Here is a 24,143-nt window from a genome sequence, read left to right on the forward strand (position 1 = left end):
TTGGCTTTGCCGTTTAAAGCCACGAACACGGCCGTAATCTGAAGGACCTGTTATGAAAAACTGCCTTGTCGTCGACGATTCGAAGGTGATCCGCAAAGTCGCCCGACATATCCTCGAATCGCTCGATCTGACGGTCAGCGAGGCCGTGGACGGCCAGGACGCTTTGACGCAGTGTGAAGCATCGGCGCCCGACGTCGTGCTGCTGGACTGGAACATGCCCATCATGAGCGGCATGGAATTTCTCCAGGCGCTGTCCACTGCAAAGATGTCGGCGCGCCCGAAGATCATCTTCTGTACGACGGAAAACGGCATCAGCCACATCAAGGCCGCCGTCGAAGCCGGCGCGGACGAATATGTCATGAAGCCGTTCGACAGGGAAACACTGGAAAGCAAGCTGGCGATCGTCGGGGTAATCTAGGCGCTGCCGCGCGCAGCCCGCAATCATAGATGCCCCCTTGCCCCGCTTCCTCCCCAGAAAGCCGATAAGATGAACGCCATGGCGCCGATCATGACCAGTCGCAAAAGTGGGGACACGCCTGCCCGCACGCTGGTTGTCGACGATTCCGTGGTCGTGCGGACGGTTATCGAGCGTATCCTCAACGCCGATCCGGGCTTTCGCGTCGATCACAAGACGAACAGCGCGGAGCAGGCGCTGCAATATCTTGCGGAACATGATGTCGACCTGGTGCTGCTGGACATAGAATTGCCTGGGCAAAGCGGTCTCGCGGCGTTGCCGCATATCCTGCAGACCCGTCCCAACGCGAAAGTAGCCATCCTCTCGGGCAAGTGCGAGGAAGGCAGCGCCGCCGCGGTCGAGGCGCTGGCGCTGGGCGCCAGCGACATCCTGTCCAAGCCGGGAAGCGGCAGCTTCGGGGAACAGTTCCCGCAGGCACTGATCGGCCGGTTGAACCGCCTGTTCGAAGACGGACCCTTTCCCGCCGCAACGCCGCGTGCCGCCGCGCCCGCGCTGGTTGAGCCGTCGGCCGCTCCTCTGGCCTGCCTTGGCATAGGGGCTTCCACCGGTGGCATCCATGCCTTGGGGCAATTGTTCGATGGGCTGGAAGGCCCGCTGGGCGTCCCAATCCTGCTGACGCAGCATCTGCCCGCCAGTTTCACCGTCTATTTCGTCCAGCAGCTTTCACGGATGACCAGCCTTCGCGTCAAAGTGGCGGAGATTGGCGACATGCTTGCGCCCGACACCGTCTATGTCGCGCCGGGCGACGCCAATCTGCAGATCCGAAAGGGCCTGCACGGCCGGGTGCATGTGACGCTCGACCCCGAAAGGACGCCCGCCGGAAACCTGCCGGGCGTGGACCCGATGCTGACGAGCATGGCGGACGTGTACGGGGCGGGCGCCGCCGGAATCATATTGACCGGCATGGGCCGGGACGGAACCGCAGGTGCGCGAGACATCGTTGCGGCAGGAGGATGGATCGTGGCGCAGGATGAAGCGAGCAGCGTTGTGTGGGGCATGCCGGGTTCGGTGACGGGCGCAGGGCTGACCTGCGGAGTCATGGCGCCGTCCGCCATCATGGGCTTCGTCGCGCGCCGCGCCAAGGCGGCCGCTTGATGTCGGCGTGCGATCAGAGACCGGAGAGTTTGCAAGGCGCAGCGCGGATCCTGTCCGGCCTGTTGGAGGCGAGGACCAGCCAGACCGTGTCGGAAGGCCGGGCGTGGCGAATGGAAACGGCGTTGCGGCCGATCCTGCGCGCGCACGGGTTGCAGGATATCGATGAACTGGCGGCGCGGCTTTTACGCGATCGTTCCGGGCCGTTGGAAACCGATGTGGTGAACGCCCTGCTCAACAATGAGAGCAGCTTCTTCCGCGATCTCCAGATTTTCGACATGATCCACCGGCAGATCCTGCCGCGCATCCAGCAGGAAAAGCAGGATCGGACGCTGCGGATATGGAGCGCGGGCTGCTCGACCGGGCAGGAAGCCTATTCACTCGCCATCCGGTTGCGCAACGAGGCCGCCCGCTGGCAAGGCTGGCGCGTTGAGATATTGGCGACGGACATTTCCACTGCCGCGGTCGACCAGGCGCGATCGGGCATATTCTCCCAGATGGATGTGCAGCGCGGCCTTGCCATCGGCGATCTTCTTAAATGGTTCGAGCCGCATGGCGAAGACTGGCGGGCAAGCGCCGACCTGCGCCGGATGATCGATTTCCGGCACGACAATCTCTTCGATGCGCGCCACCCGAGCGGACAATATGACCTGCTTCTTTGCCGCAACGTCCTGCTCTACTTCACACCAGGTCGGCGGCAGTCGGTGCTCCGGCTGCTGGCGGAGCATAGCCATGCCGGGTCGGTGCTGCTGCTGGGCGCCGGGGAAACCGTGATCGGCCAGGGCGACGACTTTGTGCCGCACCCCGATTTTCGTGGCGGTTATGCGTGCAAGAGCTGCGCGGACGATTCAATGGCGGTGGCGGCGCGACGCATCGGATAGCGACGCTGACTTGCCGATCCGCGACTGGCTTATGTTAACCCTGCTTGATTGCCGCGCATGTCTCGGCCATGGTCTCCCCGCGCGCCGACGCGCGGGCGGACTGGCATGATGATCGAGCTGCAAGTGACTGGCTTTCCCCGATGACCGACATGCCGATGATCGACACGCCGTCGCCCAATCATGACGATCGCAGCCTGCCGATCACCATGCTGGTGCTGCACTATACCGGCATGCCGGACGCGGCGAGCGCCATAAACTGGCTGGCCAACCCGGAATCGAAAGTATCCGCCCATTATGTGGTTACGGAGGACGGGCAGATCATCCGCATGGTGGATGAGGCCAAAAGGGCGTGGCACGCCGGCCGTTCGCACTGGCGCGGCATAGACGACGTCAATTCGGCGAGCATCGGCATAGAGATCGTCAATCCAGGTCATGAATGGGGGTATCGCCCCTTTCCCGAAGCGCAGATGGGATCGCTAATCCCGTTGATCCACGATATCGTGAACCGGCACAGGATCACGCGCGGTAATATCGTGGGGCACAGCGACGTCGCGCCCGCGCGCAAGCAGGACCCGGGCGAGCTTTTCCCCTGGGGGCAGCTTGCCCGGCTGCGGCTGGCCCTGCCGCGCCCGACCAAGAAGCTGATGGATCCGCACTGGACCGACAGCGGCTTCATGCTCGCGCTGGAGCGGTTCGGTTACGACATTGCCGACCCCAAGGCGGCGGTTGTCGCGTTTCAGCGCCGCTTCCGACCCGAACTAATGGACGGGGTGATCGATGGCGAATGCCGCGCGATCCTGCTGGCCTTGCTTCTCCCTAAGCCGCAAGGGGATGACTAAGGCGTCGGGACGCGCTATGGCGCTGCCTGCCAGAGGGCCGGGCGGCCGCGGCGTGGCGGGTAACTTCCACGGCGAGGAAAGTCCGGGCTCCACGAAATGACGGTGCCGGCTAACGGCCGGCTGGAGTGATCCAAGGGACAGTGCAACAGAAAGCAGGTCGCTCAGGTTTCGGCCCAGTGACATTGAAAGGGTGCGGTAAGAGCGCACCGCGCCTGCGGCAACGCGAGGCGGCACGGTAAACCCCACCGGGAGCAAGACCGAATAGGGGCGGCGCGCGGCTTCATGCCGCTAGGCTGATTTCGGCCGAGACCGCCCGGGTTGGTTGCTTGAGGGCCGGAGCAATCCGGCTCCTAGAGGAATGGTCGCCCATCTCCTGCAAGGGAGTGGACAGAACCCGGCTTACAGGCCCTCTGGCATCATCGAACGACTGAAACTGGATGCAGTTGTCGCGGACGGGCAACACGCGCATGATAGACAGGGCTTCCGTACTTTCAGGGGGAGGGCTGACATGCCGCATGATCCGGGGTTCGACGACTATCTGTCGGTGGAAACGGCCAGAGCCAGCTATGACAGGAACGACGCCGGCAAGGACAAGGCCGCCGGCTTTTCCCTGCTGTGGGGTGACGGCGTCCATGTCCTCGAGGGCGACGGGAGCCTGCGCAAAGTCCGCGCGCGCGGCCAGACGGGCTGGATCGACAAGAACCAACTGGGTGGAATGTCGCTGCTGGAAATCTACTTTATCGATGTCGGGCAAGGTGACGGGCTTCTGATCAAGACGCCGGACTTTCGCCATATCATGCTCGATGGCGGTTATTCCCGCAGGTCTCAACCCACCGGCAAAAGCGCAGCCGACTTCATCGACTGGAAATTCTTCAAGGATTATGGCGCGGACACGATCGTCCTCGACGCGATGATCGCGTCGCATATCGATTTCGACCATTATGGCGGTTTGGATGACCTGCTGGATGTCGATCAGGTAGCGGAGCTGGATTGTAGCGGCATCACCATCGACGCCTTCTATCATGGCGGTCTGTCGCACTGGGCGGCGTTCGGCAAGACCCGGGAGGGGCTCGGCCCTTTCGAGAAGACGGCAGATGGCCGCAAATGGTTCACCCGGCTGCTGGACGACCGGGTAAGCGCGGAAGCGGCGACGGGCGGAACGGGACCGCAACTGCGGGGCCGATGGGGCGCCCTGATCGAGAAGGTCGTGGCTGCTCGATCAGCATCGGGCACGCCGACCGCCATCCAGCGCCTCAGCCAGCAAAGCGAGTGGCTGCCCGGCCATGACGCGGGCGATGAGGTGCCGATCCGCGTATTGGGACCAATTGCGGGCGAAAAGAATGGCAGGCCGACCCTGTTGCGCCTCGATACCAGCCAGTCCATCAACACCAACGGCACGAGCGTGCTGCTCCGCGTCGATCACGGCAAGGCGCGCATCCTCCTGACCGGAGACCTCAACGCGAAGGCGCATCAGTCGCTGCTCGCCGAATATGCCGGGCGTGAGGACGAATTTACCTGCGACGTCGGCAAATGCTGCCATCACGGATCGGAAGACGTGTCCTTCACCTTCCTTCAGCATATGCATGCGGCCTGCACCGTCATCAGCTCGGGCGATCATGAAGGGCATGACCATCCCCGGCCGCGCGTCGTGGCGGCATCGGGCCTGACGGGCTTTCGCGAGATCCGCGACGACAAGCTGGTCACGCCCTTGGTGTATTCGACCGAACTGGCGCGATCAGTCGAACTGGGACGGCCCGAAAGCGTGGTTGCGGGCACCGGTGCGGTTGCCGTGGAATATGGCACGGACCGGCTGGACGAGGTCAGCATCGCCTACAAGGTGACTGCGGCAGGCGCGCTCAACCCTGGAGCCGAACGCGGCACGTTGGATCGAATGCGGGTGATGCACAAGCTGATCTATGGCCTCGTCAACATTCGCACGGATGGCAATCGGATCGTCGCTGCCACGATGAATGAGGGCGATCGGACCTTCGCGGTGAAAAGCTTCGACGCGCGGTTCTGAAAAGCCGCGTCCTCGCGCTTTTCATTGCGGGGTCCGATGGTTACATTGCCCCCATGGCACGACAGGGTCGATCGAATGACTGGGGCTTTCCCCGATGGCGCAGCTATGGCGCGGCGCGCGAGGCGCAGAAGGTGCGCTTGTGCGATCGGCACGGCTGCGACCGGCCGGGTGACTGCCCGGCGCCCAAGTCTCCCAACAGCCCGGAGCGCTGGTATTTCTGCGCCGATCATGCCGGCGAATATAACCGCAATTGGGATTATTTTCAGGGGCTGGACGCCGAGGAGCGCGAACAGCGCGCGCGTGACGAGCGGCGCGACGCGGGTGCATACCAGTCGAGCGCCTATCATGGCTGGGGCGGGCCGGGCGACGGCAGCCGGTCACGCGACGAATTGCACGCGCTCAAAGCGCTGGAGCTGGAGGACGACGCTGATTTCGAGGCCGTCAAGAAGAGCTGGCGCCGATTGGCGAAAGAGCATCACCCTGACGTGAAGCCGGGCGATGCACAGGCAGCCGTGCGTTTTCAGGCGATTCAGGCGGCTTATGAGGTGCTGCGGGCTGCGGAGGAACGGCGCAGTTGGAAGCCGGGGGGCGGCACGGCTTGAAAGACCATGTGCGCGCGAACTGGCGCAACGTCGTCCTGGTGTGCCGCAAATGTTCGAAGAAGCTGGACGGCGGTTTCGGTCCGCATGGGGACGAACGGCTGGCGAAGGCGCTCAGGAAGCATCTCGCGTTGAAGAAAGGCCGCAAGGCGGACGCCGGCATTGTCGAGGTGAATTGCCTTGGCGTCTGTCCCAAGGGCGCCGTGACGGTGGTCGATGGTGCGGACAGCCGGGAATGGCTGCTGGTGAAGCCCGGCAGCGACCTGGGCGAGCTGACCAGGATGCTGCACCTTGGGGAAGCTGATCCTTAATCCAATACTTACCACTCCATCCTAGATGGAGGCGATGATTTTTCCTGTTTCCGTGCGGCGGCATCTCGTCCTGCTCGCCCATTGCAGCCTGATGCTGATCGGCCTTTTGGCTCTTTACGCAATACCGCCGGTTCGCGGTCCCATGTTGCTGGTGCCCATGACAAGCAAGGCGCGGCGGTCGGTTGCAGCGCAGGCGGTAAGCGGCGGCGCGCGGCTGATCTCCGCCGGGCCATGGATGGGTTCCCTGCTGGTCGACGGCGAGCGTCGCAGGCTCGGCATGCCTCTGCTGCGCGCGGGCATCGTCCCGCTGGCGGCCCGGGCCGGGGGCTGCGAAGGGCTGATCGGATGAACGCTATGACTACCCTGGACCGTCTGCGCCTGCATGGCCTGCAAATCCTGGTCTTTTCCAGTTGGCTGTGGACCGTTGCGATCGGCGCGGTCGGCATGATGTTGCATGTCGAGCATGTGGAGCGCGCCCTGTTCTTGTCCGCGCTGGTCAATGCGCTGCCAACGGTGCAGATGTTATGCAAGCGTCGCGACCTCGATGTCCGTCTGGCCATGGGTGCGCTGGCGGCGACCCAGCCTGCGATCGGCCTGTTCCTGCTGTCCGGCCATCCTTGGCAGATGGACGGCCATATGTATTTCTTCGTCGCCCTGGCCGGGCTGACGCTGCTCTACGACTGGCGGCCGATCGTGCTGGCGGCGCTATTGACCGCCGCGCACCATCTGCTGTTGGGCCACCTCGCTTCCGGCTGGGTATTCCCGCAGCAGAGCGATCTGGGGCGGGTTGTGCTCCATGCCGTGGCGGTATGCGCCCAAGCGGCGGTGCTCAGTTATGTCACCATCCGGCTAAGGACCATGCTAGAGGCGCTGGACGGCCATGTCGCGCGCTCCGACAAGCTTGCCCAGCAGGCGCATGACGGACGTGTGGCTGCGGAAAAGGCCATGGCCGCGAGCCAGGAAGCGGATGCCCGCGCGAGCAGGCTGCGGGCGCAGCAGGAAGAGGAGAAGGCACGGATGGCGGCGGAGAGGCGCGCCGCCACGCTGGAACTGGCGCGCGCCTTCCGACAATCTGTCGCCGACGCGGTGGGCGCGGTCGGCACGGCGGCGCGGGAACTGGACGAATCGGCGCAGCAGCTTGCTCGATTGGCGCAGCGCGCGAGCGCGGGCACCGGCGAGACGGCGGCCATCGCGGAGCGGTCGTCCATCGACGCGGCCTTGCTGGCGAAGCGGATCGAGACATTGTCGGATTCCATCGTCGCCATCGCTTCGGCCGCGCAGCAGCAGGCCGCGCTGGGTGGGCAGGCTGAAAAAGTATCGAGTAGCGGTCAGGAGGCGGTCAGCGCGCTGCACGGCCGCACGAGGTCCATCACCAGCTTTGCCGACTCGATCGCGGACATCGCGACGCGCACCAACTTGCTGGCGCTCAACGCCACCATCGAGGCGGCACGCGCCGGCGAAGTCGGGCGCGGCTTTGTCGTGGTCGCGGGCGAGGTGAAGCAGCTTGCCGGACAGGCGGCCAACGCCACCAGCGAAATCCATGCGCTTGCCCGTTCGGCGCAAGAAGGGGCGGGAATCGCCCGTGGCGCGCTGTCGGATGTGGCGGCGGCGGTGCAGCAGCTCGCCAAGGCGGCCGACGACATCCAGCGCGCGGTGGCGGACCAGCGGGACGCGACAGCGGCGATTGGCGAGTCCGCCAGGGATACCGCGCAGGGCGCGGCGATGATGACCCGCCAGCTGGAGGAAGTCGCGGATGTCGCGCGGAACAATGAGAGTCTGTCGGCCCGGGTGTCGAGCGCGGCCTCTGGCCTGTCGCTGACCGCGCAGCGGCTGGAACGGGCGACCGACCAGTTCGTCGCACAACTGGAAGCGGCCTGAACGACAATCGGCGGCGCTTGCACGCCGCCGATCGATCAATCGACAAAGGAGCCGGCGGGGACCGGCCCCACCGTCGCCATCAGCCCGGCTGATCGGCGCGGCTGGCGCCCTGGCCATCCAGATTCTGGGCGGCGAAGTCCCAGTTGATCGCGTCCTTCAGCACGCGGTCGGCATAGTTGGGCCGGGCGTTGCGATAGTCGATATAATAGGCATGTTCCCACACATCGAGGATCAGCAGCGGCGCATGACCTTCATGCGCGACCGGCGTGTCGGCGTCGTGATAGCTGGTGACTTCGAGCGCCCCGTCCTTCAGGATCAGCGCGGCCCAGCCGCTGGCGAAATGGCCGACGGCTTCCGCCTTCAGCTTCTCGATCAGGGCGTCCACCGAACCGAACGCTGCGTTGATCTTGTCGAGCAGCTCGCCGCTGGGCGCGGTCTTCGTGGGGGTCAGCGAATTCCAGTAGAAAGTGTGGTTCCAGATCTGACCGACCTGGTTGAACAGCCCGCCCTTGGTCGACTTGATCAGCTCGACCAGTGATTTGCCCTGCTGCGCGGGATCGGCGGCGATCAACTCATTGGCCTTCACGACATAGGCGTTGTGATGCTTGCCGTGGTGGTAGTCGAAGGTTTCGGCGGACAGGATGTCGCCAAAGGCGTCCTTGGCATAGGGCAGGTCAGGCAAAACAAAGGCCATGGCAGAACTCCTCGGGTTCGTGATGGGGCGGCCGCTCAGCGAATGGAGCGGCCGGAAGGATCATGTGTCCGGGCGTGGCTGGAAGCCCGCCGCGCTTCCCATATGCGCCTGCCAGCGCGGATTGGAAGGGGGATACGCTTATTGCGAAACGATCTCACAAAATGGCGGGCTAACCGTCGCTTCCGCGGTTGATCTTCCATGCCGCTTCTGGTGCAGGAAGAGCGTATTTCACCCTTGCGGAGGACTTGTCTCGCCAATGTCCTCGGCCGTGTGTTCTTCACCCAGCCTCAGCCCATGCCGCATCAGCATCGGGATGTTGGCGGCGGCGAAGACCACTGACACGATGGTAACACCCCAGACCTTCACGGCGAGCCAGGTATCAAAGCTCATCGTCCGGCGCATGGCTTCGTTTGCGATCGCCATCGCCACGAAGAACAGCGCCCAGTTGCGCGACAGTTTGAGCCATCCTGTCTCCGTCAGACCGTCATAGGCGGCCTGGAGCAGATATTTGAGCAGCGGCTTGCCGCGCATCAGCCCCGCAAACAACATCAGCGCGAAGAAGGCGTAGATGATCGTGGGTTTGAGCTGAATGAAGCGCTGATCGTGAAAATAGATGGTGAGCCCGCCGAAGAAGAGGATCAGCAGCGCCGACAGCCAGAGCATGGGCGATACCCGGCCCAGCTTCACCTTCGACACGATCACCGCGATGACGATCGCGGCCATGAAGGCAGCGGTGCTGAACGACATGGCGGTGAGCGGATTGCCCGGACCCCAAACCCAGCCGGCCCCCTTGTAGGTCAGGAAGAAGACGAGCAGCGGCCCGAAATCCAGGGCCAGGCTGAGCGCGCCGCCATGGGCGGGCTTGGCAGCGTTAGCGGGCATAGGCGGTCCCTGCGATTGCCTTCGCCATGTCGGCGGGGTCGAAGGGCCGCAAGTCCTCGATCTTCTCGCCCACCCCGATGGCATGGATGGGCAGGCGATATTTCTCCGCCGCTGCGACCAGCACGCCGCCGCGCGCGGTGCCGTCCAGCTTCGTCATGACGAGGCCGGTGACCTGCGCGGTTTCCTTGAAGACTTCGATCTGGTTCAACGCATTCTGTCCCGTGGTGGCATCCAGAACCAGCACAACGTCATGGGGGGCGGCAGGGTTCAATCGGCCGAGTACGCGGCGGACCTTGGCAAGCTCGTCCATCAGCTCCGTCTTGTTCTGGAGGCGGCCTGCCGTATCGACGATGAGAACGTCGATGCCGGTCGCCGTCGCCTGCTTCACCGCGTCGAACACGATGCCGGCCGCGTCGCCGCCTTCCTTGCCGGCTACGATGGGGACGCCCAGCCGATCCGCCCACACCTTGAGCTGGCCTATGGCGGCCGCGCGGAAGGTGTCGCCCGCCGCTAGCATCACGCCATAATCCTGCTCCAGGAAATTATTGGCGAGCTTGGCGATGGTGGTCGTCTTGCCAGAGCCGTTGACGCCGATCACGAGGATTACCTGCGGACGCGGGAAGGCCTCGATCTCCAGCGGCTTGGCGACCGGGGCCAGAACCTTCTCGATCTCCTCCGCGATGATCTCGCGCAGATAGTCCTCGGTGATCTCCCGATTGTAGCGGCCCGCCGCCAGCCGGTCGCGCACGCGCGCGGCCATGGCCGGGCCAAGATCGGTCATGATGAGCGCTTCCTCGATCTCGTCGAGGGTTTGGTCGTCCAGCGCGGCCTTGAACAGGCCGGACAGATTCTCGCCCAGCCGGTCGGATGTGCGCTTGAGGCCGCCGAAGAGACGGTCACGCCAGCTGTTTCCACTAGTGTCGGTCATCGGGCTGCCTCTTGCGCCAACAGGACGCCCTTCTCAAGTCCCGTGATGGTGGCGCGGACGATGGACGATGGCGTCTGCGCCGTCATGAAGCGTGCCGGAGCGAAATTTTCGGCATGGCCTGTCAGGCCGCTGCGCTCGACCAGGATCGATTGCGTCGTGCCGATCAGCGCGCGCAACCAGGCCTCCCGGCGCTCCGCGCAGGCGGCGCGCAGGCGGGCGGCGCGGGCCTTTATGGTGGTGCGATCGACCTGCGGCATCCGCGCGGCGGGGGTGCCGGCGCGCGGCGAGTAGGGGAAGATGTGGCCGTGGACGATGTCGCAATCCTCCACCAGCGCCAGGCTGTTCTCGAACATCGCCTCGTCCTCGGTTGGGAAGCCGGCGATGATGTCCGCGCCGATGCTGATGTCGGGGCGGATGCCTTTCAGGCGCTCGACGATCCGGATGGCATCCGCGCGACTGTGGCGGCGCTTCATGCGCTTCAGGATCAGGTCGTCCCCTGCCTGCAGCGACAGATGGAGGTGCGGCATCATGCGCGGTTCGTGGACGATTAGGTCGAAGAGGCGTTCATCGATTTCCACGCTGTCGATCGAGGACAGGCGCAGCCGGGGAAGATCCGGCACATGCTTCAACAGGCGTTCCACCAGCAGGCCGAGCGAGGGCCTCCCGGGAAGGTCCGGGCCATAGCTGGTCACATCAACGCCGGTCAGGACGATCTCGCGATAGCCCGCATCCACCAGTTCACGCGCCTTGTCCACCACCGCGCCCGCCGGCACGGATCGGCTGTTTCCGCGGCCATAGGGAATGATGCAGAAGGTGCAGCGGTGGTCGCAGCCATTCTGTACTTCCAGGAAGGCGCGGGCATGGTCGGCGAAGGCGCTCGCCATGTGCGGCGCGGTGTCGCGGACGGCCATGATGTCGGCGACTTTCACTCGCTCGGGAGCGGGAAGGAAGGAGGCGGGCTCCATCTTTTCCCGGTTGCCGATCACCGCGTCCACTTCGGCCATGGCGGCGAAGGTCTGGGGTTCGGTCTGGGCGGCGCAGCCAGTGACGAGGATGCGGGCGTCGGGGCGATCGCGGCGGGCGCGGCGGATGGCCTGACCAGTCTGGCGGACGGCTTCGGCAGTGACGGCGCAACTGTTGACGACGATCAGGTCATCCTGTCCTGCCGCCATGTCCCTGATCGCCTCGCTCTCCGCGATATTGAGGCGGCAGCCCATGGTGATGATCTCTGGGCCGCTCATCCTTAAAAACGCGACCAGTCGGCCTCGCCATCGAAGACATGGGTGGCGGGGCCGGTCATTTGGATATGCCCGCCCGGCGTCCATTCGATTAGCAGGTCGCCGCCTGGCAAGGTGACGGTGACAGGGCCGCGCATCAGCGTGCGCCGGATTGCGGCGACGGCTGTGGCGCACGCCCCGGTGCCGCAGGCGCGGGTGAGGCCCGCCCCGCGTTCCCAGACGATCAGGCGGATATGGTTGTCCCCCGCGACCTGCGCGAAATTGACGTTCACGCGCGCGGGGAAGAGCGGATCGTGCTCGATCAACGGGCCGAGCCGGTCGAAGTTCACACTGTCCAGATCGTCTACGAAGAAGACGACATGCGGGTTGCCGACATTGACGGCGGCGGGTGCGGGCAGGTCTTCCCAGCTCGCACCCATGGTCAGCGTGTCCATGGGATAGGCGAGCGGGATCGCGTCCCAATCGAATCGGGGCACGCCCATATCGACGCTGACCCCGCCATCGATCAGGCGCGCGTCGAGCAGACCGGCCTTCGTGCGGATGGTCACATCGCGGCCCACGAACAAGGGCACGCAGCGGGTCGCGTTGCCGCAGGCTTCGACCTCGCTGCCGTCGGCATTAAAAATCTGCATCGACACATCGGCGTCCGCTGCCTCACCGATGATGATGAGCTGATCGCAGCCGATGCCGGCATGGCGATCCGCAATGGCGCGCGCGCGCGCTTCCGTCATGTCCAGCGGCGCGCCGCGGGCATCGATCACGACGAAATCGTTGCCGAGGCCATGCATTTTCGAGAAGCGTCCCATGATGGGCGCGCATGTAGTGCGGATGGGGGGAAAAGGCCAGTGCGTCGCTTATTGAGCGACAGCCGCCCGCCGCTGCCCATAAAGCCAATAGACCGCCAACCCGATCGCGTTCCATGCCGCGCAGGCGAAAATGGTCTTCATCGGCAGGCTGATGAAGAGATAGGCGCAGCCCGCGACCGCGCCGATGCCGACTGCCCATGCGGCGGGCGTGCGGAAGGGGCGGCGGATGTCGGGCGCGCGCTTGCGCAGGACGAGGAGGCAGAGGCCGACGGCGGTGAAGGCGATCAGCGTGCCGGCGTTCGCCAGCGCCGCGATCTCGTCGATGGGCAGGAGGCCAGCGATGATCGCGACGAGGATCGCGGTGACGGCGGTGATGCGCGCCGGCGTGCCGCGCTTTGAAATACGGGCGAGGCTTTGCGGCAGAAATCCGTCCCGCGCCATGACCAGAAAGATGCGGCTCTGGCCATAGAGGAAGCCGAGCAGCACGGTGGGCAGGGCGATGACGGCGGCGATGGCGACGACGCGGGCGATACTGCCTTGGCCCATTTCGCGCAGGATGAGGGCCAGCGGCTCGGGTGAGTCGGCGAAGCGGGTGAAGGGCATCGCACCGATCGCGGCGGCGGCGACGAGGACGTAGATCAGCGTGCAGGCGACCAGCGATCCGACGATGCCGATGGCAAGGTCGCGATCGGGGTTCTTGGCTTCCTCCGCCGCGGTCGAGATGGCGTCGAAGCCGTAGAAGGCGAAGAAGATGATCGCGGCGGCCGCCATGACGCCGCGCTCAACCCCGTCCGGTCCCATATGCTTGGCGAAGCCGAAGGGCATGAACGGCTCCAGGTTGGCGGCATCGAAGGCGGGGAGGGCATAGGCGACGAACAGGCTCAGCGTCACGATCTTGATGAGGACGAGGATGGTGTTGAGGCGCGCGCTTTCCTTCGTGCCGACCATCAGCAGCCCGGCGACCACGGCGATGATGAAGATGGCGGGCAGGTTGACGATGCCGCCCAGCTCCGGCCCCTGCGTCAACGCCAGCGGGAAGCCAAGCGGGGTCAGCAGCGGCCCGGCATAGCCCGACCAGCCGACCGCCACGGTCGAGACGACTAGGCTATATTCGAGGATGAGCGACCAGCCCACGATCCACGCGATCCCTTCGCCCAGCACGACATAGGAGTAGCTGTAGGCGCTGCCGGCCGCCGGCATCATGGTGGAGAGTTCGGCATAAGCGAGCGCCGCGCAGGCGCAGATCGCGCCGGCAATGGCGAAGGAGAGGAGGACGGCAGGACCGGCCCGATCCGCGCCGACGCCGATCAGCGTCAGGATGCCGGTCCCCACGATCGCGCCCACGCCGAGCGCCAGCAGGTGCGGCCAGGAGAGGGTGCGGGCGAGTTGGTGACCGCTCTCCTGCGGCACCATCGCGTCCATCGGTTTGCGGCGTGTCCAGCTCATGATTTGGAAGGCTCCCCTCTATTTTTCCCCTTAACTTCGCATATTTCCCGCAGAATGCGACATAAAATTACGCGGGGTTGATCCTATCGGAAAGTCGGGAGTTGAGCAGGGCATCGTGCCTTGGAGCCTAGCAAACGGGGGCGGAGTAGGAGAGACGGGTCTGCAAACCACTAATTCTGTCATCCCAGCGAAGGCTGGGATCTCATTTCCTTTGGGCGCCGAAATGAACAGAGAGATGCCAGCCTGCGCTGGCATGACGGGTAGGATACCATCCGCAACTCACCTAATTCTGCCATCTCCGCTCTCACACTTGCCATTCCCCCCGCTTTCCCCTAAGGGCCCACCCAGCATCGGGCGGCGCGCCGTTCGACTCTGACGACTCCAGGACGCCCAGGTGGGGCATCGGATGGACGCTGGCCGGCGAGGTTTCGCCCGCCGGCGATTTTGTCGTTTGGAGGTGCGAGGGTTTTTCATGGCGCCGCAAGGCTCCGATTTGAGGTGATGATGTTCGATTCGCTCAGCGATCGTCTAGGCGGGGTCTTCGACAAGCTGCGGGGGCGCGGCGCGCTCACGGAGGACGATGTCCGCGCCGCGATGCGCGAGGTGCGGATCGCGCTGCTGGAGGCCGACGTCGCCCTGCCGGTGGTGCGCCAGTTCGTAGACCAGGCGACCGAGCGCGCGGTGGGCAGCGACGTGCTGCGCTCCGTCACGCCGGGGCAGATGGTCGTCAAGATCGTCTCCGACACGCTGACCGAGACGTTGGGGTCGGACACCAGCGACCTGCTGATCGACGTGACCCCGCCTGCCGTCATCATGATGGTCGGGCTTCAGGGGTCGGGCAAGACGACCACGACCGCCAAGATCGCCAAGCGGCTGAAGGAAAAAGAGCGCAAGAAGGTGCTGATGGCGTCGCTCGACGTCCAGCGCCCGGCAGCGCAGGAACAGCTGGCGGTGCTCGGCACGCAGACTGACGTGGCGACGCTGCCGATCGTGCCGGGGCAGCAGCCGGTCGAGATCGCGAAGCGCGCGCTCCAGTCGGCCAAGCTCCAGGGCTTCGACGTGGTGATGCTCGACACGGCGGGTCGCCTCCATGTCGACCAGGCGCTGATGGACGAGATGAAGGCGGTTGCCGACGCGGCGAACCCGGCCGAAATCCTGCTCGTCGTCGACTCGCTGACGGGGCAGGACGCGGTCAATGTCGCGACCAACTTCACGGCGCAGGTGCCGCTGACTGGCGTGGTGCTGACCCGTATGGATGGCGATGCGCGGGGCGGCGCGGCGCTGTCGATGCGCGCGGTGACGGGTCGGCCGATCAAGTTTGCGGGCACCGGCGAGAAGCTGGACGCGATCGAACCCTTCCACCCCGCGCGCGTCGCGCAGCGCATTCTGGGCATGGGCGATGTCGTCAGCTTGGTCGAGCGCGCGGCCGAGACGATCGATGCCGAGGAGGCCGACAAGCTCGCCAAGAAGATGGCGAAGGGTCAGTTCGACATGAACGACCTGCGCGCCCAGCTCAATCAGATGCGCCGTATGGGCGGGCTTGGCGCGCTTGCGGGCATGCTGCCGGGCCTCAAGAAGGCGCAGGCGGCGATGGCGGCGAGCGGTGCGAACGACAAGACGTTGATCCATCTGGACGCGATGATCGGCTCCATGACGCCCAAGGAGCGGGAGAAGCCCGCGCTCATCAACGCCAAGCGCAAGATCCGCATCGCCAAGGGTTCCGGCCGCACCGTGCAGGACGTCAACCGTCTCCTGAAAATGCATCAGGAGATGGAAACGGCGATGAAGAAGATCCGCAAGATGGGCGGGCTCAAGGGTCTCGCCAAGATGTTCACTGGCGGTGGCGGCATGGGTGGTCTTGGCGGGCCGGAGGGCGGATCGCCGCCCGACCTGTCGGGGCTGGGTGGCCTGGGTGGACTTGGCGGCAACATGCCCAAGCTGCCGCCCGGCTTTCAGAATTTCATGAAGAAGTAATTTGTTTCAACGCATTGAATCGTAAGTAGAAAGGCAAGAAGTTCCATGGCAACCTCCATCCGTCTGTCGCGCGGCGGCTCCAAGAAGCGCCCCTATTACCGCATCGTCGTGGCCGACAGCCGCGCCCCGCGTGACGGCAAGTTCATCGAGCGCATCGGCAGCTACAATCCCGTCCTGCCCAAGGGCGACGAGAAGCGCGTCGTTCTGGACGCCGAGCGGGCCAAGCACTGGATCGAAGCCGGCGCGCAGCCGACCGACCGTGTCGCCCGCTTCCTCGACGCCGCCGGCGTGAAGGAGCGCAAGGCGCGCAACAACCCGAACAAGGCCGAGCCGGGCCAGAAGGCCAAGGAGCGCGCCGAAGATCGTGCCGCCAAGCTGGCCGAAGCCGAAGAAGCCCGCAAGGCTGCGGAAGAAGCCGCCAAGGCGCCGGCGGAAGAGCCCGCCGCCGAGGAAGCTCCCGCTGAGGAAGCTGCCGCCGAGCAGGCCGAGGGCTGAACCCTTTGACCGACAAGCCCGTCACCCTCGCCGTCATCATCGGCGCGCATGGCGTGACGGGCGAAGTTCGCCTGAAGCTCTTCGGCGAAGGGGTGGAAAGCCTCAAAGCCTATAAGGGCTTCGATGCGGCGGGACGCGGCCTGACGTTGAAGTCGGTGCGTCCCGGCCCCAATGGCGCGGTGGCGCGCTTTGCCGAAATCGGCGATCGCAGCGCGGCCGAGGCGTTGCGCGGCACCGAATTGACGGTGCCGCGATCCGCCCTGCCGCCGCTGGGCGAGGGCGAATATTATCATGCCGACCTCATCGGCCTGCCTTGCACGTCGAGCGAGGGCGAGGCGCTGGGCGAGATCGTCGCGGTCGAGAATTTCGGCGCGGGCGATATCGTCGAGGTCGAGCGTCCCGCGGTGGACGGCCAGAAGCCCAGGCGCTTCATGGCGCCGATGCATGTCGTCACGCTGGGCGAGGACGGGGCGGTGATCGACGCCGCCTTCGTGTCCTGACCGGCATGGACATGGCCCGGATCGTCACCGCCGTCTATCTGATCTTCATGCTGGTCGCCGGGTGGCGGCTGCACGGCATCGGCTGGCCGCGGCGGGCGAAGCTGTGGACGGCGGTCGCGCTGGTGCTGCCCATCCCCCTGCTGTTGCTCCTCCCGGCGCTGGCGCATCCCGAACGGCCCTTTGCCGACATGCTCCGCGCGATCGGCATCGCGCTGCTGATATGCGGGATATTGTGCATGGCAGGCGGCTGGTCCGCGGCGCGCCTGCGGGCACGGCGGCGATGAGCTTCACCGCGCAGGTTCTCACCCTCTATCCCGAGATGTTCCCCGGTCCGCTTGGCCTGTCGCTGGCGGGGCGGGCGCTGGCCGAAGGTAAATGGTCCTGCGCGCCGATCCATATCCGCGACTTCGCCACCGACAAGCATCGCACCGTGGACGATACGCCGGCCGGCGGGGGGGCAGGCATGGTGCTGCGCGCCGACATCGTGGCGAGGGCGGTCGACTATGCGCTGGCCGCGCGGCCCGATCTTCCGGTGCTGGCGATGACGCCGCGTGGTGCGCCGATCACGCAGGCGCGGGTAAGGGCGCTGGCGGAGGGGCCGGGCGCGACCATCCTGTGTGGCCGGTTCGAGGGGTTCGACGAGCGGATTTTCGACGCGCGGCCGATCGAACAGGTCAGCATGGGCGACATCATATTGTCGGGCGGAGAGATGGCGGCGCTGCTGCTGCTCGATGCTTGCGTCAGGCTGCTTCCCGGTGTAATGGGCGCGGCTTCAAGCGGAGTCGAGGAGTCCTTCGAAACGGGGCTGCTCGAATATCCGCATTATACCCGCCCGGTAGACTGGGAGGGGCGTACGATCCCTGAAGTGTTGCGATCGGGGGATCATGCGAAGATCGCCGCCTGGCGGAAACAAAGGGCGGAAGATGATACACGGCTAAGGCGGCCGGACCTTTGGGAACGTCATATCGGCGTTCGGGACCAACCGCCCTCTGGTGCGCAACGCAAAGTTGAGGACTGACGTTACATGAACATCATCCAGCAGATCGAGGCGGAAAGCATCGCCGCCCTCGGCAAGGACATCCCCGATTTTCGCCCCGGCGACACGCTGCGCGTCGGCGTGAAGGTCATCGAAGGCGACCGGAGCCGTGTCCAGGCCTATGAGGGCGTGTGCATCGCCCGCTCCAACAAGGGCATGGGTTCCAACTTCACCGTGCGCAAGATTTCGTTCGGCGAAGGCGTGGAGCGCGTGTTCCCGCTCTATTCGCCCAACATCGACAGCATCACCGTGGTCCGCCGCGGCGTCGTGCGTCGCGCCAAGCTCTACTATCTGCGCGGCCGCACCGGCAAGCGCGCCCGCATCGCCGAGCGCCGCGACAACCGCGAAGGTTGATTGGCTGGAGGAAGAAGACGCTGCCAGCACCTTCTTCCCCGCTTCGCAATGGGACTTAAAAAATCGGGCGCCTTTCGGCGCCCGATTTCTTTTTGCGTGAAGCTGGCTGTCAGATCTTCACCTTCAGGCGGGCGTACCAGAAGCCGCCATTGGCGCCGAAAGGCCCGCCGCTGTTCGGATAGACCTGGCCGTTCGACAGGCTGTTGGTCAGCACGTAGATCGGGTTTGCGGCAGTCGCCTTGATCTTGTCCGGGTAGGTATTGAACAGGTTGGTCGCGCCCACCGCCAACGTGTAATGGTCGGCGATCTTGTAGCTGACTTCCAGGTCGGTGGTGAATTTGGACCCGAATTTCTGACCGGGGAACGCGTCTTCCAGAATGAACGAGCCGAAGAAGTTCTCACGCGCCGTGATCGTTAGGTCGCCGATGGCATAGGTTCCAGTCAACGTAGCGCGATGCTTTGGAATGGTGCCTTCGATGTCTTTCTTCTGGGAGGCGCTGATGATAGCCGCATCGAACTTCGTCACCTTCGTTTCATTATAGTTATAGGCCAGCGTCAGGTTGAGCGAACCATCACCCAGACCCGTCCTGTAGGTGCCGACAAAGTCGATACCCGCAGTCCGTGAGTCGTAGGCGCTCGTGGGGTAATTGACGTCGCCGCCGACCCCCACCGCCAGCAGGGCGGGCTGGGCAGCGATGTCCGCGGCGGTGACGCTATAGGTCTGCGACGTGCCGATACGATCCTTGATCTTGATCCAGTAACCGTCGACCGTCAGAGTCAGATTGGGCAAGGGCTTGAACACGAAGCCCAGACCGTAGTTGGTGGACTTTTCCGGCTTCAGAGGGGTTGCGCCGAAATATTGCGCAATCGGATTGCTGACGGGATAGGTGCCCGTCTGCACCTGAATACCGTTGGTGAAGGCCGTCGTCAGAATCTGGACGTTGCTCTGGCCCGGCGACGGCGCGTGATAGCCGGTGCCGATCGTACCGCGTACCGAGACTGCCGGCGTGATCTTCCACAGCGCGTTGACCTTGCCCACCGTGGCGGACCCGAAGGTGCTGTAATGTTCATAGCGACCAGCGGCGCCCACCGACAGCGTGTCGGTCAGGTCGACTTCCGCGCTGAGATAGCCGGCATAGGAATGTTGCGAAAAGCTCTCGGCCGCATCCGGGCTGGTGCCGCCATAGCCGCTCGCACCGGGGGGCATGGTGACGGTGGAATCCAGAGCGTACACGCCGGGCGCCGTTTCGACATACAGCACCTGAGTGGCATACGGCCCGATGCCATAGGATTGTGGGTCGCCTTCGGTCGCCTCGTAGGTTTCCTTGCGATATTCGCCGCCGAACGCGATGGTGACCGGGCTGGCCAGGCCGGCATCAAGCGAATAGACGAAATCGGCGTTCAGATTGGTTTCCCTCTGGATCAGCGAACCGAATTCAAACTCCGTCTGCGAGAGCGGCCCATAGGAGGGGCTGAGCGAGTCGAACATGGACAGGGTCAGCGCGTTGCGGCTGAGCGATCCCGACACGTCGAACGTCAGGTTCTCGATCAGGTCACCCTTGATGCCCAATACGCCGAATGCCTGATCCTTCACACCCACGAACTGGGGGGTAAAGCCCGCCGGATACAATGAGGAGAAGGAGAAGGTATTGTTGTCCTTCACGAACCCGCCTGCGGCGCAGGTCTGGCTGTTCGCCGGGCAGGGGGTCAGGTAGATCGGATGGCTGAACGCCGTGTTGCGTGACTGCGGACGCACGACGCCGGCCGTGTCGGTCGCAGAATAGGTGATGGGCGGACGATAGTTGAAGCTTTGCGTAATCTTGGAATGCGCGAAATTGCCGAATGCGTAGAGCTGGGTCGCGTCGGTTACGTCATAATGGGCGTTGACCGTGGCCTTCCATCCTTCGGCCGGCGAATTGCCGAAAATCTGCACCGGGTCGGGATAGTTGGGCAGTTGCGACGCCAGACCGGGATTTGCCTGCGCAAACAATACGGCGCTGGGCCGGGTCGCGTTGCGGATGGTGCCATCGTCCTTGTTATATTCGCCCGCGACCGAGATGAAGCCACGGTCGCCCAGCTTGACGCCGGCATAGGCCGCGATCTGCCGCGATATGCCGTCGCCGCCATTGTCGTAGAACTGGCCGTAGCGGGTGTTGACTTCCAGTCCTTCGTCCTCGCGCAGCGCATAGTTCAGCACGCCGGCGATGGCGTCCGAACCATATTGCGCGGTCGCGCCTTCACGCAGGATTTGCAGGTTGCCAAAGGCGATGGATGGCAGCACCGCAATGTCGGAGCCCTGCGAGAGATTGTTGGTCGGGTCGCCGGCCGCGACCTGCACCAGCGCGGAGCGGTTGAAGCGCTTGCCGTTGATCATGACCAGCGCCATGTCGCCCGCAAGGCCGCGGATGGACGGAGCGCGAACGAAGGTGGAAGCGTCGGAAATCGCGTTCTGCGCGACGTTGAAGCTGGGCACGAGGTTTTTCACGACTTCGAGCATGTCGGCCGCCGGCTGGGTCGCCAGTTCCGCTGCCCCGATGACGTCGATGGGCGATGCCGAATCGGTGACGGAACGATCGGTGCGCCGCGTTCCGATGACGACGATCGTTGGCTGCTCCGCATCCTCCGCCGCGGGGGGGGCAGGCTCTTGCGCGAAGGCTGGCGAGGCCATGGCGCCCAGCATCGTGGTAGCGAGCAACGCCGCGGTCAGGCCACGGGCGAATATGTGTTCGGTCATAGATTAAGCCCCCTTTTTTGATCGTATCAGGGCCCTTCAATCCATCCTCTGACGTCCCGAGTTTTGTTGCCAGCATATGTCGAGTACCGCTTGGCTCAAGGTGGCTTGTTGCGACTGCGAAGGGGCGACGCAGGATTTGGCCAATGTGTTACATAAAAGCTACACACGGAATTTTTTTATTGCGGATTGATGGCGTTCGTTCGTTGTAGCTACCTCCACAATCTGAATTGGACCCATGCTTAACCACCGCCTTGCCCTGCCATCGGACGAACCCGTCCTTTCCACTGTGATGACCCTCGCCATCGACCGGTTGCAGGACGCCTTTCTCAGCCCGGCGCAGGTGCGCGCGTCCCATGGCTTCATGGGGCTGGATCGGCGACTGATCGCGGACGGCACTTATTTCGTGGTGGAGCGGGACGGCGCGATCGCGGGATGCGGGGGATGGAGCCGGCGGGCGACGCCTTATGGCAATGACGGCAGCGCCGGGCGCGACGATCGGTTGCTCGACCCGGCGCGTGAGGCGGCGAAGGTTCGGGCGATGTACACCCACCCTGATCATGTGCGGCAGGGCGTGGGGATGCTGATTCTGTCCTTGTGCGAAGCAGCAGCGCGGGCGGAGGGCTTCTGGGCGCTCGAACTGTCCGCGACGATGGCGGGTTTGCCGCTCTACCGCCGCTTCGGCTTTGAGGACGTGCGCGCGTTCGAGGACAGCGGCGTGCCGCTGATCCTGATGCGCAAGCCGATCTGACGCGTCAGGGGTAGCGACTGGTCCACCATAGGCCGATGAGGCTGATGGCGGCGGCGACCGACATATAGAGGCCGACGAGCGCGACGCCCTGGGTGGCGATCAGCCAAGTCGCGACGATCGGGGCAAGCGCGCCGCCGAGAATGCCGCCCAGGTTGAAGGCGAAGGATGCCCCCGTATAGCGCAGCTGGATCGGAAAAAGGGCGGGGAGATAGGCGCCCAGCGGCCCGTAGACGAAGCCCATCAGGAACAGCGCCAGCGCAAGCGCGAGGAAGATCGGAAGCAGCGTGCCCGCGCCGATCAGGGGGCCGAAGACGATGCCCATCAGCACCGCGCCGCCGCAGCCCCAGGCCAGAACGCGGGTCGGGCTGGCCCGGTCCGCCCACCAGCCGGCGAGGACGATGCTGACCGCCATGAAGAGGATCGCGCCGAGTTGCAGCGAGAGGAAGGTGCTGCGGTCGATCCCCAGCGTCGTGGTGCCGTAGCCGAGCGCGAAGGCGGTCGCGATATAATAGATGGCGAAGCAGGCCGCGCAGGCGAAGGTGCCGGCGATCGCCGCGCCCAGGTGCGAGGAGAGCAAAGTCGCGAGCGGGACGGCAGGCGGCGGCGCTTCCGCCTTTGCGGCGGCGAACTCCGGCGTTTCGGTGAGCTTCAGCCGCACCCAGAGGCCGAGGAAGACCAGCACGCTGCTGCCAAGGAAGGGCAGGCGCCAGCCCCAGGCATAGAAATCCGCATCGGACAGCATCGTCCCGAGGACGAGGAACAGACCGTTGGCCGCGATGAACCCGACCGGAGCGCCCAGCTGCGGGAACATGCCGAAGCGCGCGCGCCAGCCGGGTGGGGCGTTTTCCACCGCCAGCAGCGCCGCGCCGCCCCATTCGCCGCCAAGGCCAAGGCCCTGGCCGAAGCGCAGGAGACAGAGGATGAGCGGCGCCCAGAAGCCGATCTGCTGATGCGTGGGCAGGAAGCCGATCGCCAGCGTGCAGCCGCCCATCAGCATGAGCGACGTGACCAGCGTCGCCTTGCGCCCGATGCGGTCGCCATAATGACCGAACACCGCAGCGCCGAGGGGACGGGCGAGAAAGGCGAGTGCGAGGCTGCCATAGGAAGCCATCAGTTGCGCGCTGGGCGATGAAGAAGGGAAGAACAGCGCGGGGAAGATCAGGCTGGCGGCCGTCGCGTAGATGTAGAAGTCGTAGAATTCTACCGCCGTGCCGATGAGGCTCGCGGCCAACACGCGCTTGTGCCGCCACATTTCGCCGATGCCACTCGTCCCCGCCATGTCTTTTCCCCGTTCCGTCATGCCAGCGGAGGCTGGCATCTCTCTTCTCTCTCTCGCAGCAAAAAGCGAGATCCCAGCCTGCTCTGGGATGACGATGATCTATGACTTTCGTTTCTGATTCAGCAATTCATAGGCCATGACCGCCGTCGCCACCGCGGCGTTCAGGCTGTCGGCCTTGCCTAGCATCGGCATCTTCACCAGGAGGTCGCATTGCGCCTCATAGTCTTCGGGCAGGCCCTGCGCCTCGTTGCCTACAAGCAGGAAGGACGGGCTGCGATAGCGCGGCTGCTGATAATCCTGGGTCGCCTTGAGGCTGGTGCCGATCAATTCGCCGGGGCCGGAACGCAGCCAGGACAGGAATTCCTCCCACCGCGCCTGCGTGATCGACTGGGTGAAGAGCGCGCCCATGCTGGCGCGAACCGATTCGACCGAGAAGGGATCGACGCAGTCGTCGATGAGGATGAGGCCGCCCGCGCCCACGGCATCGCCGGTGCGCAATATGGTGCCCAAGTTGCCGGGGTCGCGCAGCGACTGGGCGACGATCCAGATGTCGGCCTTCGTCCGGTCCAGCGCGGCAAGTGGGGTGAGGCGATCGCGATATACGCCGACCACCGCCTGGGCGTTGTCCTTGCCGCTGATCTTGGACAGGATGTCGGGCGTGGTTTCGATGACGTCGCCGCCGGCCTCTTCCATCGCGGCGATCAGGTCGACCGCCAGAGGATGAGTGGACCCAGCGTGAAAGAGCATTTCGGGTAGTACGCCTTCCTCGCGCGCTTCGGTCAGGATACGCAGCCCCTCCGCCAGGAAAAGCCCCTCCGCCTTGCGGAACTTCTTTTCGCGCAGGCTGCGGACGCGCTTTACTAGCGGGTTGGAAAATCCGGTAATCTCGCGTGCCACGACCGATGCTGCATCCCAGAGAGAATAAGCGGCCTCT

At 64.7% G+C, this 24,143-nt stretch carries 25 protein-coding genes and 1 other RNA gene; 17 read left to right on the plus strand and 9 right to left on the minus strand.

Features of this window, described 5'->3' with window-relative positions; translation table 11 throughout:
• Nucleotides 1-52: 52 nt before the first annotated feature.
• The 10 genes from ACFQ24_RS17555 to ACFQ24_RS17600 all read left to right on the plus strand — a co-directional run bounded on the left by ACFQ24_RS17555 (nucleotide 53) and on the right by ACFQ24_RS17600 (nucleotide 8,095).
• Nucleotides 53-418, plus strand: coding sequence for a response regulator (locus ACFQ24_RS17555; protein WP_380913571.1), 366 nt, complete (start codon nucleotides 53-55; stop codon nucleotides 416-418).
• A 69-nt stretch (nucleotides 419-487) separates the two neighbouring features.
• Nucleotides 488-1,570: a chemotaxis protein CheB gene (locus ACFQ24_RS17560; RefSeq protein WP_380913573.1), complete on the plus strand. Its 1,083-nt coding sequence runs from the start codon at nucleotides 488-490 to the stop codon at nucleotides 1,568-1,570.
• Nucleotides 1,570-2,448 (plus strand): CheR family methyltransferase, encoded by an 879-nt coding sequence (locus ACFQ24_RS17565; protein WP_380913575.1) that lies wholly within the window; start codon nucleotides 1,570-1,572, stop codon nucleotides 2,446-2,448. Before ACFQ24_RS17560 ends, ACFQ24_RS17565 begins: the two co-directional genes overlap by 1 nt.
• 140 nt (nucleotides 2,449-2,588) lie before the next feature.
• On the plus strand, nucleotides 2,589-3,287 hold the full coding sequence (locus tag ACFQ24_RS17570) for an N-acetylmuramoyl-L-alanine amidase (protein ID WP_380913577.1): 699 nt from the start codon (nucleotides 2,589-2,591) through the stop codon (nucleotides 3,285-3,287).
• A 29-nt stretch (nucleotides 3,288-3,316) separates the two neighbouring features.
• An RNA gene (gene rnpB, locus ACFQ24_RS17575) (RNase P RNA component class A) lies at nucleotides 3,317-3,705 on the plus strand.
• 90 nt (nucleotides 3,706-3,795) lie between these two features.
• Nucleotides 3,796-5,307 carry a ComEC/Rec2 family competence protein gene (locus tag ACFQ24_RS17580; protein WP_380913578.1) on the plus strand — a complete coding sequence of 504 codons (1,512 nt, stop codon included), beginning with the start codon at nucleotides 3,796-3,798 and terminating at the stop codon, nucleotides 5,305-5,307.
• Between the two features lie 53 nt (nucleotides 5,308-5,360).
• Nucleotides 5,361-5,909: a J domain-containing protein gene (locus ACFQ24_RS17585; protein ID WP_380913580.1), complete on the plus strand. Its 549-nt coding sequence runs from the start codon at nucleotides 5,361-5,363 to the stop codon at nucleotides 5,907-5,909.
• Nucleotides 5,906-6,217: a (2Fe-2S) ferredoxin domain-containing protein gene (locus ACFQ24_RS17590; protein WP_380913582.1), complete on the plus strand. Its 312-nt coding sequence runs from the start codon at nucleotides 5,906-5,908 to the stop codon at nucleotides 6,215-6,217. Before ACFQ24_RS17585 ends, ACFQ24_RS17590 begins: the two co-directional genes overlap by 4 nt.
• Before the next feature lie 34 nt (nucleotides 6,218-6,251).
• On the plus strand, nucleotides 6,252-6,566 hold the full coding sequence (locus tag ACFQ24_RS17595) for a hypothetical protein (RefSeq protein WP_380913584.1): 315 nt from the start codon (nucleotides 6,252-6,254) through the stop codon (nucleotides 6,564-6,566).
• A 5-nt stretch (nucleotides 6,567-6,571) separates the two neighbouring features.
• Complete coding sequence (locus ACFQ24_RS17600) at nucleotides 6,572-8,095, plus strand: methyl-accepting chemotaxis protein (RefSeq protein ID WP_380913586.1); 1,524 nt, start codon at nucleotides 6,572-6,574, stop codon at nucleotides 8,093-8,095.
• Nucleotides 8,096-8,174: 79 nt separating this feature from the next.
• Here the strand turns inward: ACFQ24_RS17600 and ACFQ24_RS17605 are convergent, their stop codons facing one another.
• The 6 genes from ACFQ24_RS17605 to ACFQ24_RS17630 form a co-directional block, all read right to left on the minus strand.
• On the minus strand, nucleotides 8,175-8,789 hold the full coding sequence (locus ACFQ24_RS17605; protein ID WP_380913588.1) for a superoxide dismutase: 615 nt from the start codon (nucleotides 8,787-8,789) through the stop codon (nucleotides 8,175-8,177).
• Between the two features lie 228 nt (nucleotides 8,790-9,017).
• Entirely contained in the window at nucleotides 9,018-9,671 is a 654-nt protein-coding gene (ispZ, locus tag ACFQ24_RS17610; RefSeq protein ID WP_380913590.1) for a septation protein IspZ, read from the minus strand.
• Nucleotides 9,661-10,599, minus strand: coding sequence for a signal recognition particle-docking protein FtsY (ftsY, locus tag ACFQ24_RS17615; protein WP_380913592.1), 939 nt, complete (start codon nucleotides 10,597-10,599; stop codon nucleotides 9,661-9,663). Before ftsY ends, ispZ begins: the two co-directional genes overlap by 11 nt.
• On the minus strand, nucleotides 10,596-11,840 hold the full coding sequence (gene mtaB / locus ACFQ24_RS17620; RefSeq protein WP_380913594.1) for a tRNA (N(6)-L-threonylcarbamoyladenosine(37)-C(2))-methylthiotransferase MtaB: 1,245 nt from the start codon (nucleotides 11,838-11,840) through the stop codon (nucleotides 10,596-10,598). The genes ftsY and mtaB overlap by 4 nt, the downstream gene beginning before the upstream one ends.
• A 2-nt stretch (nucleotides 11,841-11,842) precedes the next feature.
• Nucleotides 11,843-12,643 (minus strand): diaminopimelate epimerase, encoded by an 801-nt coding sequence (gene dapF / locus ACFQ24_RS17625; RefSeq protein WP_380913596.1) that lies wholly within the window; start codon nucleotides 12,641-12,643, stop codon nucleotides 11,843-11,845.
• A gap of 48 nt (nucleotides 12,644-12,691) precedes the next feature.
• Nucleotides 12,692-14,089: an amino acid permease gene (locus ACFQ24_RS17630; RefSeq protein ID WP_380913598.1), complete on the minus strand. Its 1,398-nt coding sequence runs from the start codon at nucleotides 14,087-14,089 to the stop codon at nucleotides 12,692-12,694.
• Nucleotides 14,090-14,590: 501 nt separating this feature from the next.
• Between ACFQ24_RS17630 and ffh the strand changes: the two genes are divergently transcribed.
• Genes ffh through rplS form a run of 6 tightly spaced genes read left to right on the plus strand, consistent with a single transcriptional unit; the run spans nucleotide 14,591 to nucleotide 18,448 of the window.
• On the plus strand, nucleotides 14,591-16,063 hold the full coding sequence (ffh, locus tag ACFQ24_RS17635) for a signal recognition particle protein (protein WP_380913708.1): 1,473 nt from the start codon (nucleotides 14,591-14,593) through the stop codon (nucleotides 16,061-16,063).
• A gap of 45 nt (nucleotides 16,064-16,108) precedes the next feature.
• Nucleotides 16,109-16,558, plus strand: coding sequence for a 30S ribosomal protein S16 (gene rpsP, locus ACFQ24_RS17640; RefSeq protein ID WP_380913600.1), 450 nt, complete (start codon nucleotides 16,109-16,111; stop codon nucleotides 16,556-16,558).
• A 5-nt stretch (nucleotides 16,559-16,563) separates the two neighbouring features.
• Nucleotides 16,564-17,058 (plus strand): ribosome maturation factor RimM, encoded by a 495-nt coding sequence (rimM, locus tag ACFQ24_RS17645; RefSeq protein WP_380913602.1) that lies wholly within the window; start codon nucleotides 16,564-16,566, stop codon nucleotides 17,056-17,058.
• A gap of 11 nt (nucleotides 17,059-17,069) precedes the next feature.
• Complete coding sequence (locus tag ACFQ24_RS17650) at nucleotides 17,070-17,342, plus strand: hypothetical protein (RefSeq protein WP_380913604.1); 273 nt, start codon at nucleotides 17,070-17,072, stop codon at nucleotides 17,340-17,342.
• A complete protein-coding gene (gene trmD, locus ACFQ24_RS17655) occupies nucleotides 17,339-18,076 on the plus strand; it encodes a tRNA (guanosine(37)-N1)-methyltransferase TrmD (RefSeq protein ID WP_380913710.1) in 738 nt (245 codons plus the stop codon). The genes ACFQ24_RS17650 and trmD overlap by 4 nt, the downstream gene beginning before the upstream one ends.
• Before the next feature lie 6 nt (nucleotides 18,077-18,082).
• A complete protein-coding gene (gene rplS / locus ACFQ24_RS17660; protein WP_380913606.1) occupies nucleotides 18,083-18,448 on the plus strand; it encodes a 50S ribosomal protein L19 in 366 nt (121 codons plus the stop codon).
• A gap of 109 nt (nucleotides 18,449-18,557) precedes the next feature.
• On the opposite strand, the gene ACFQ24_RS17665 is transcribed toward rplS, so the two are convergent.
• On the minus strand, nucleotides 18,558-21,182 hold the full coding sequence (locus ACFQ24_RS17665) for a TonB-dependent receptor plug domain-containing protein (protein WP_380913608.1): 2,625 nt from the start codon (nucleotides 21,180-21,182) through the stop codon (nucleotides 18,558-18,560).
• A gap of 235 nt (nucleotides 21,183-21,417) precedes the next feature.
• On the opposite strand from ACFQ24_RS17665, the gene ACFQ24_RS17670 reads away from it, so the two are divergent.
• Complete coding sequence (locus ACFQ24_RS17670) at nucleotides 21,418-21,930, plus strand: GNAT family N-acetyltransferase (protein ID WP_380913610.1); 513 nt, start codon at nucleotides 21,418-21,420, stop codon at nucleotides 21,928-21,930.
• A 4-nt stretch (nucleotides 21,931-21,934) separates the two neighbouring features.
• On the opposite strand, the gene ACFQ24_RS17675 is transcribed toward ACFQ24_RS17670, so the two are convergent.
• Both ACFQ24_RS17675 and ACFQ24_RS17680 read right to left on the minus strand, forming a co-directional pair.
• Complete coding sequence (locus ACFQ24_RS17675; RefSeq protein ID WP_380913612.1) at nucleotides 21,935-23,209, minus strand: MFS transporter; 1,275 nt, start codon at nucleotides 23,207-23,209, stop codon at nucleotides 21,935-21,937.
• Between the two features lie 99 nt (nucleotides 23,210-23,308).
• On the minus strand, nucleotides 23,309-24,106 hold the full coding sequence (locus ACFQ24_RS17680) for a TrmH family RNA methyltransferase (protein WP_380913614.1): 798 nt from the start codon (nucleotides 24,104-24,106) through the stop codon (nucleotides 23,309-23,311).
• Nucleotides 24,107-24,143: the final 37 nt, after the last annotated feature.

The organism is Sphingobium olei (assembly GCF_042678845.1).
In the GTDB taxonomy this organism is placed as follows: domain Bacteria; phylum Pseudomonadota; class Alphaproteobacteria; order Sphingomonadales; family Sphingomonadaceae; genus Sphingobium; species Sphingobium olei.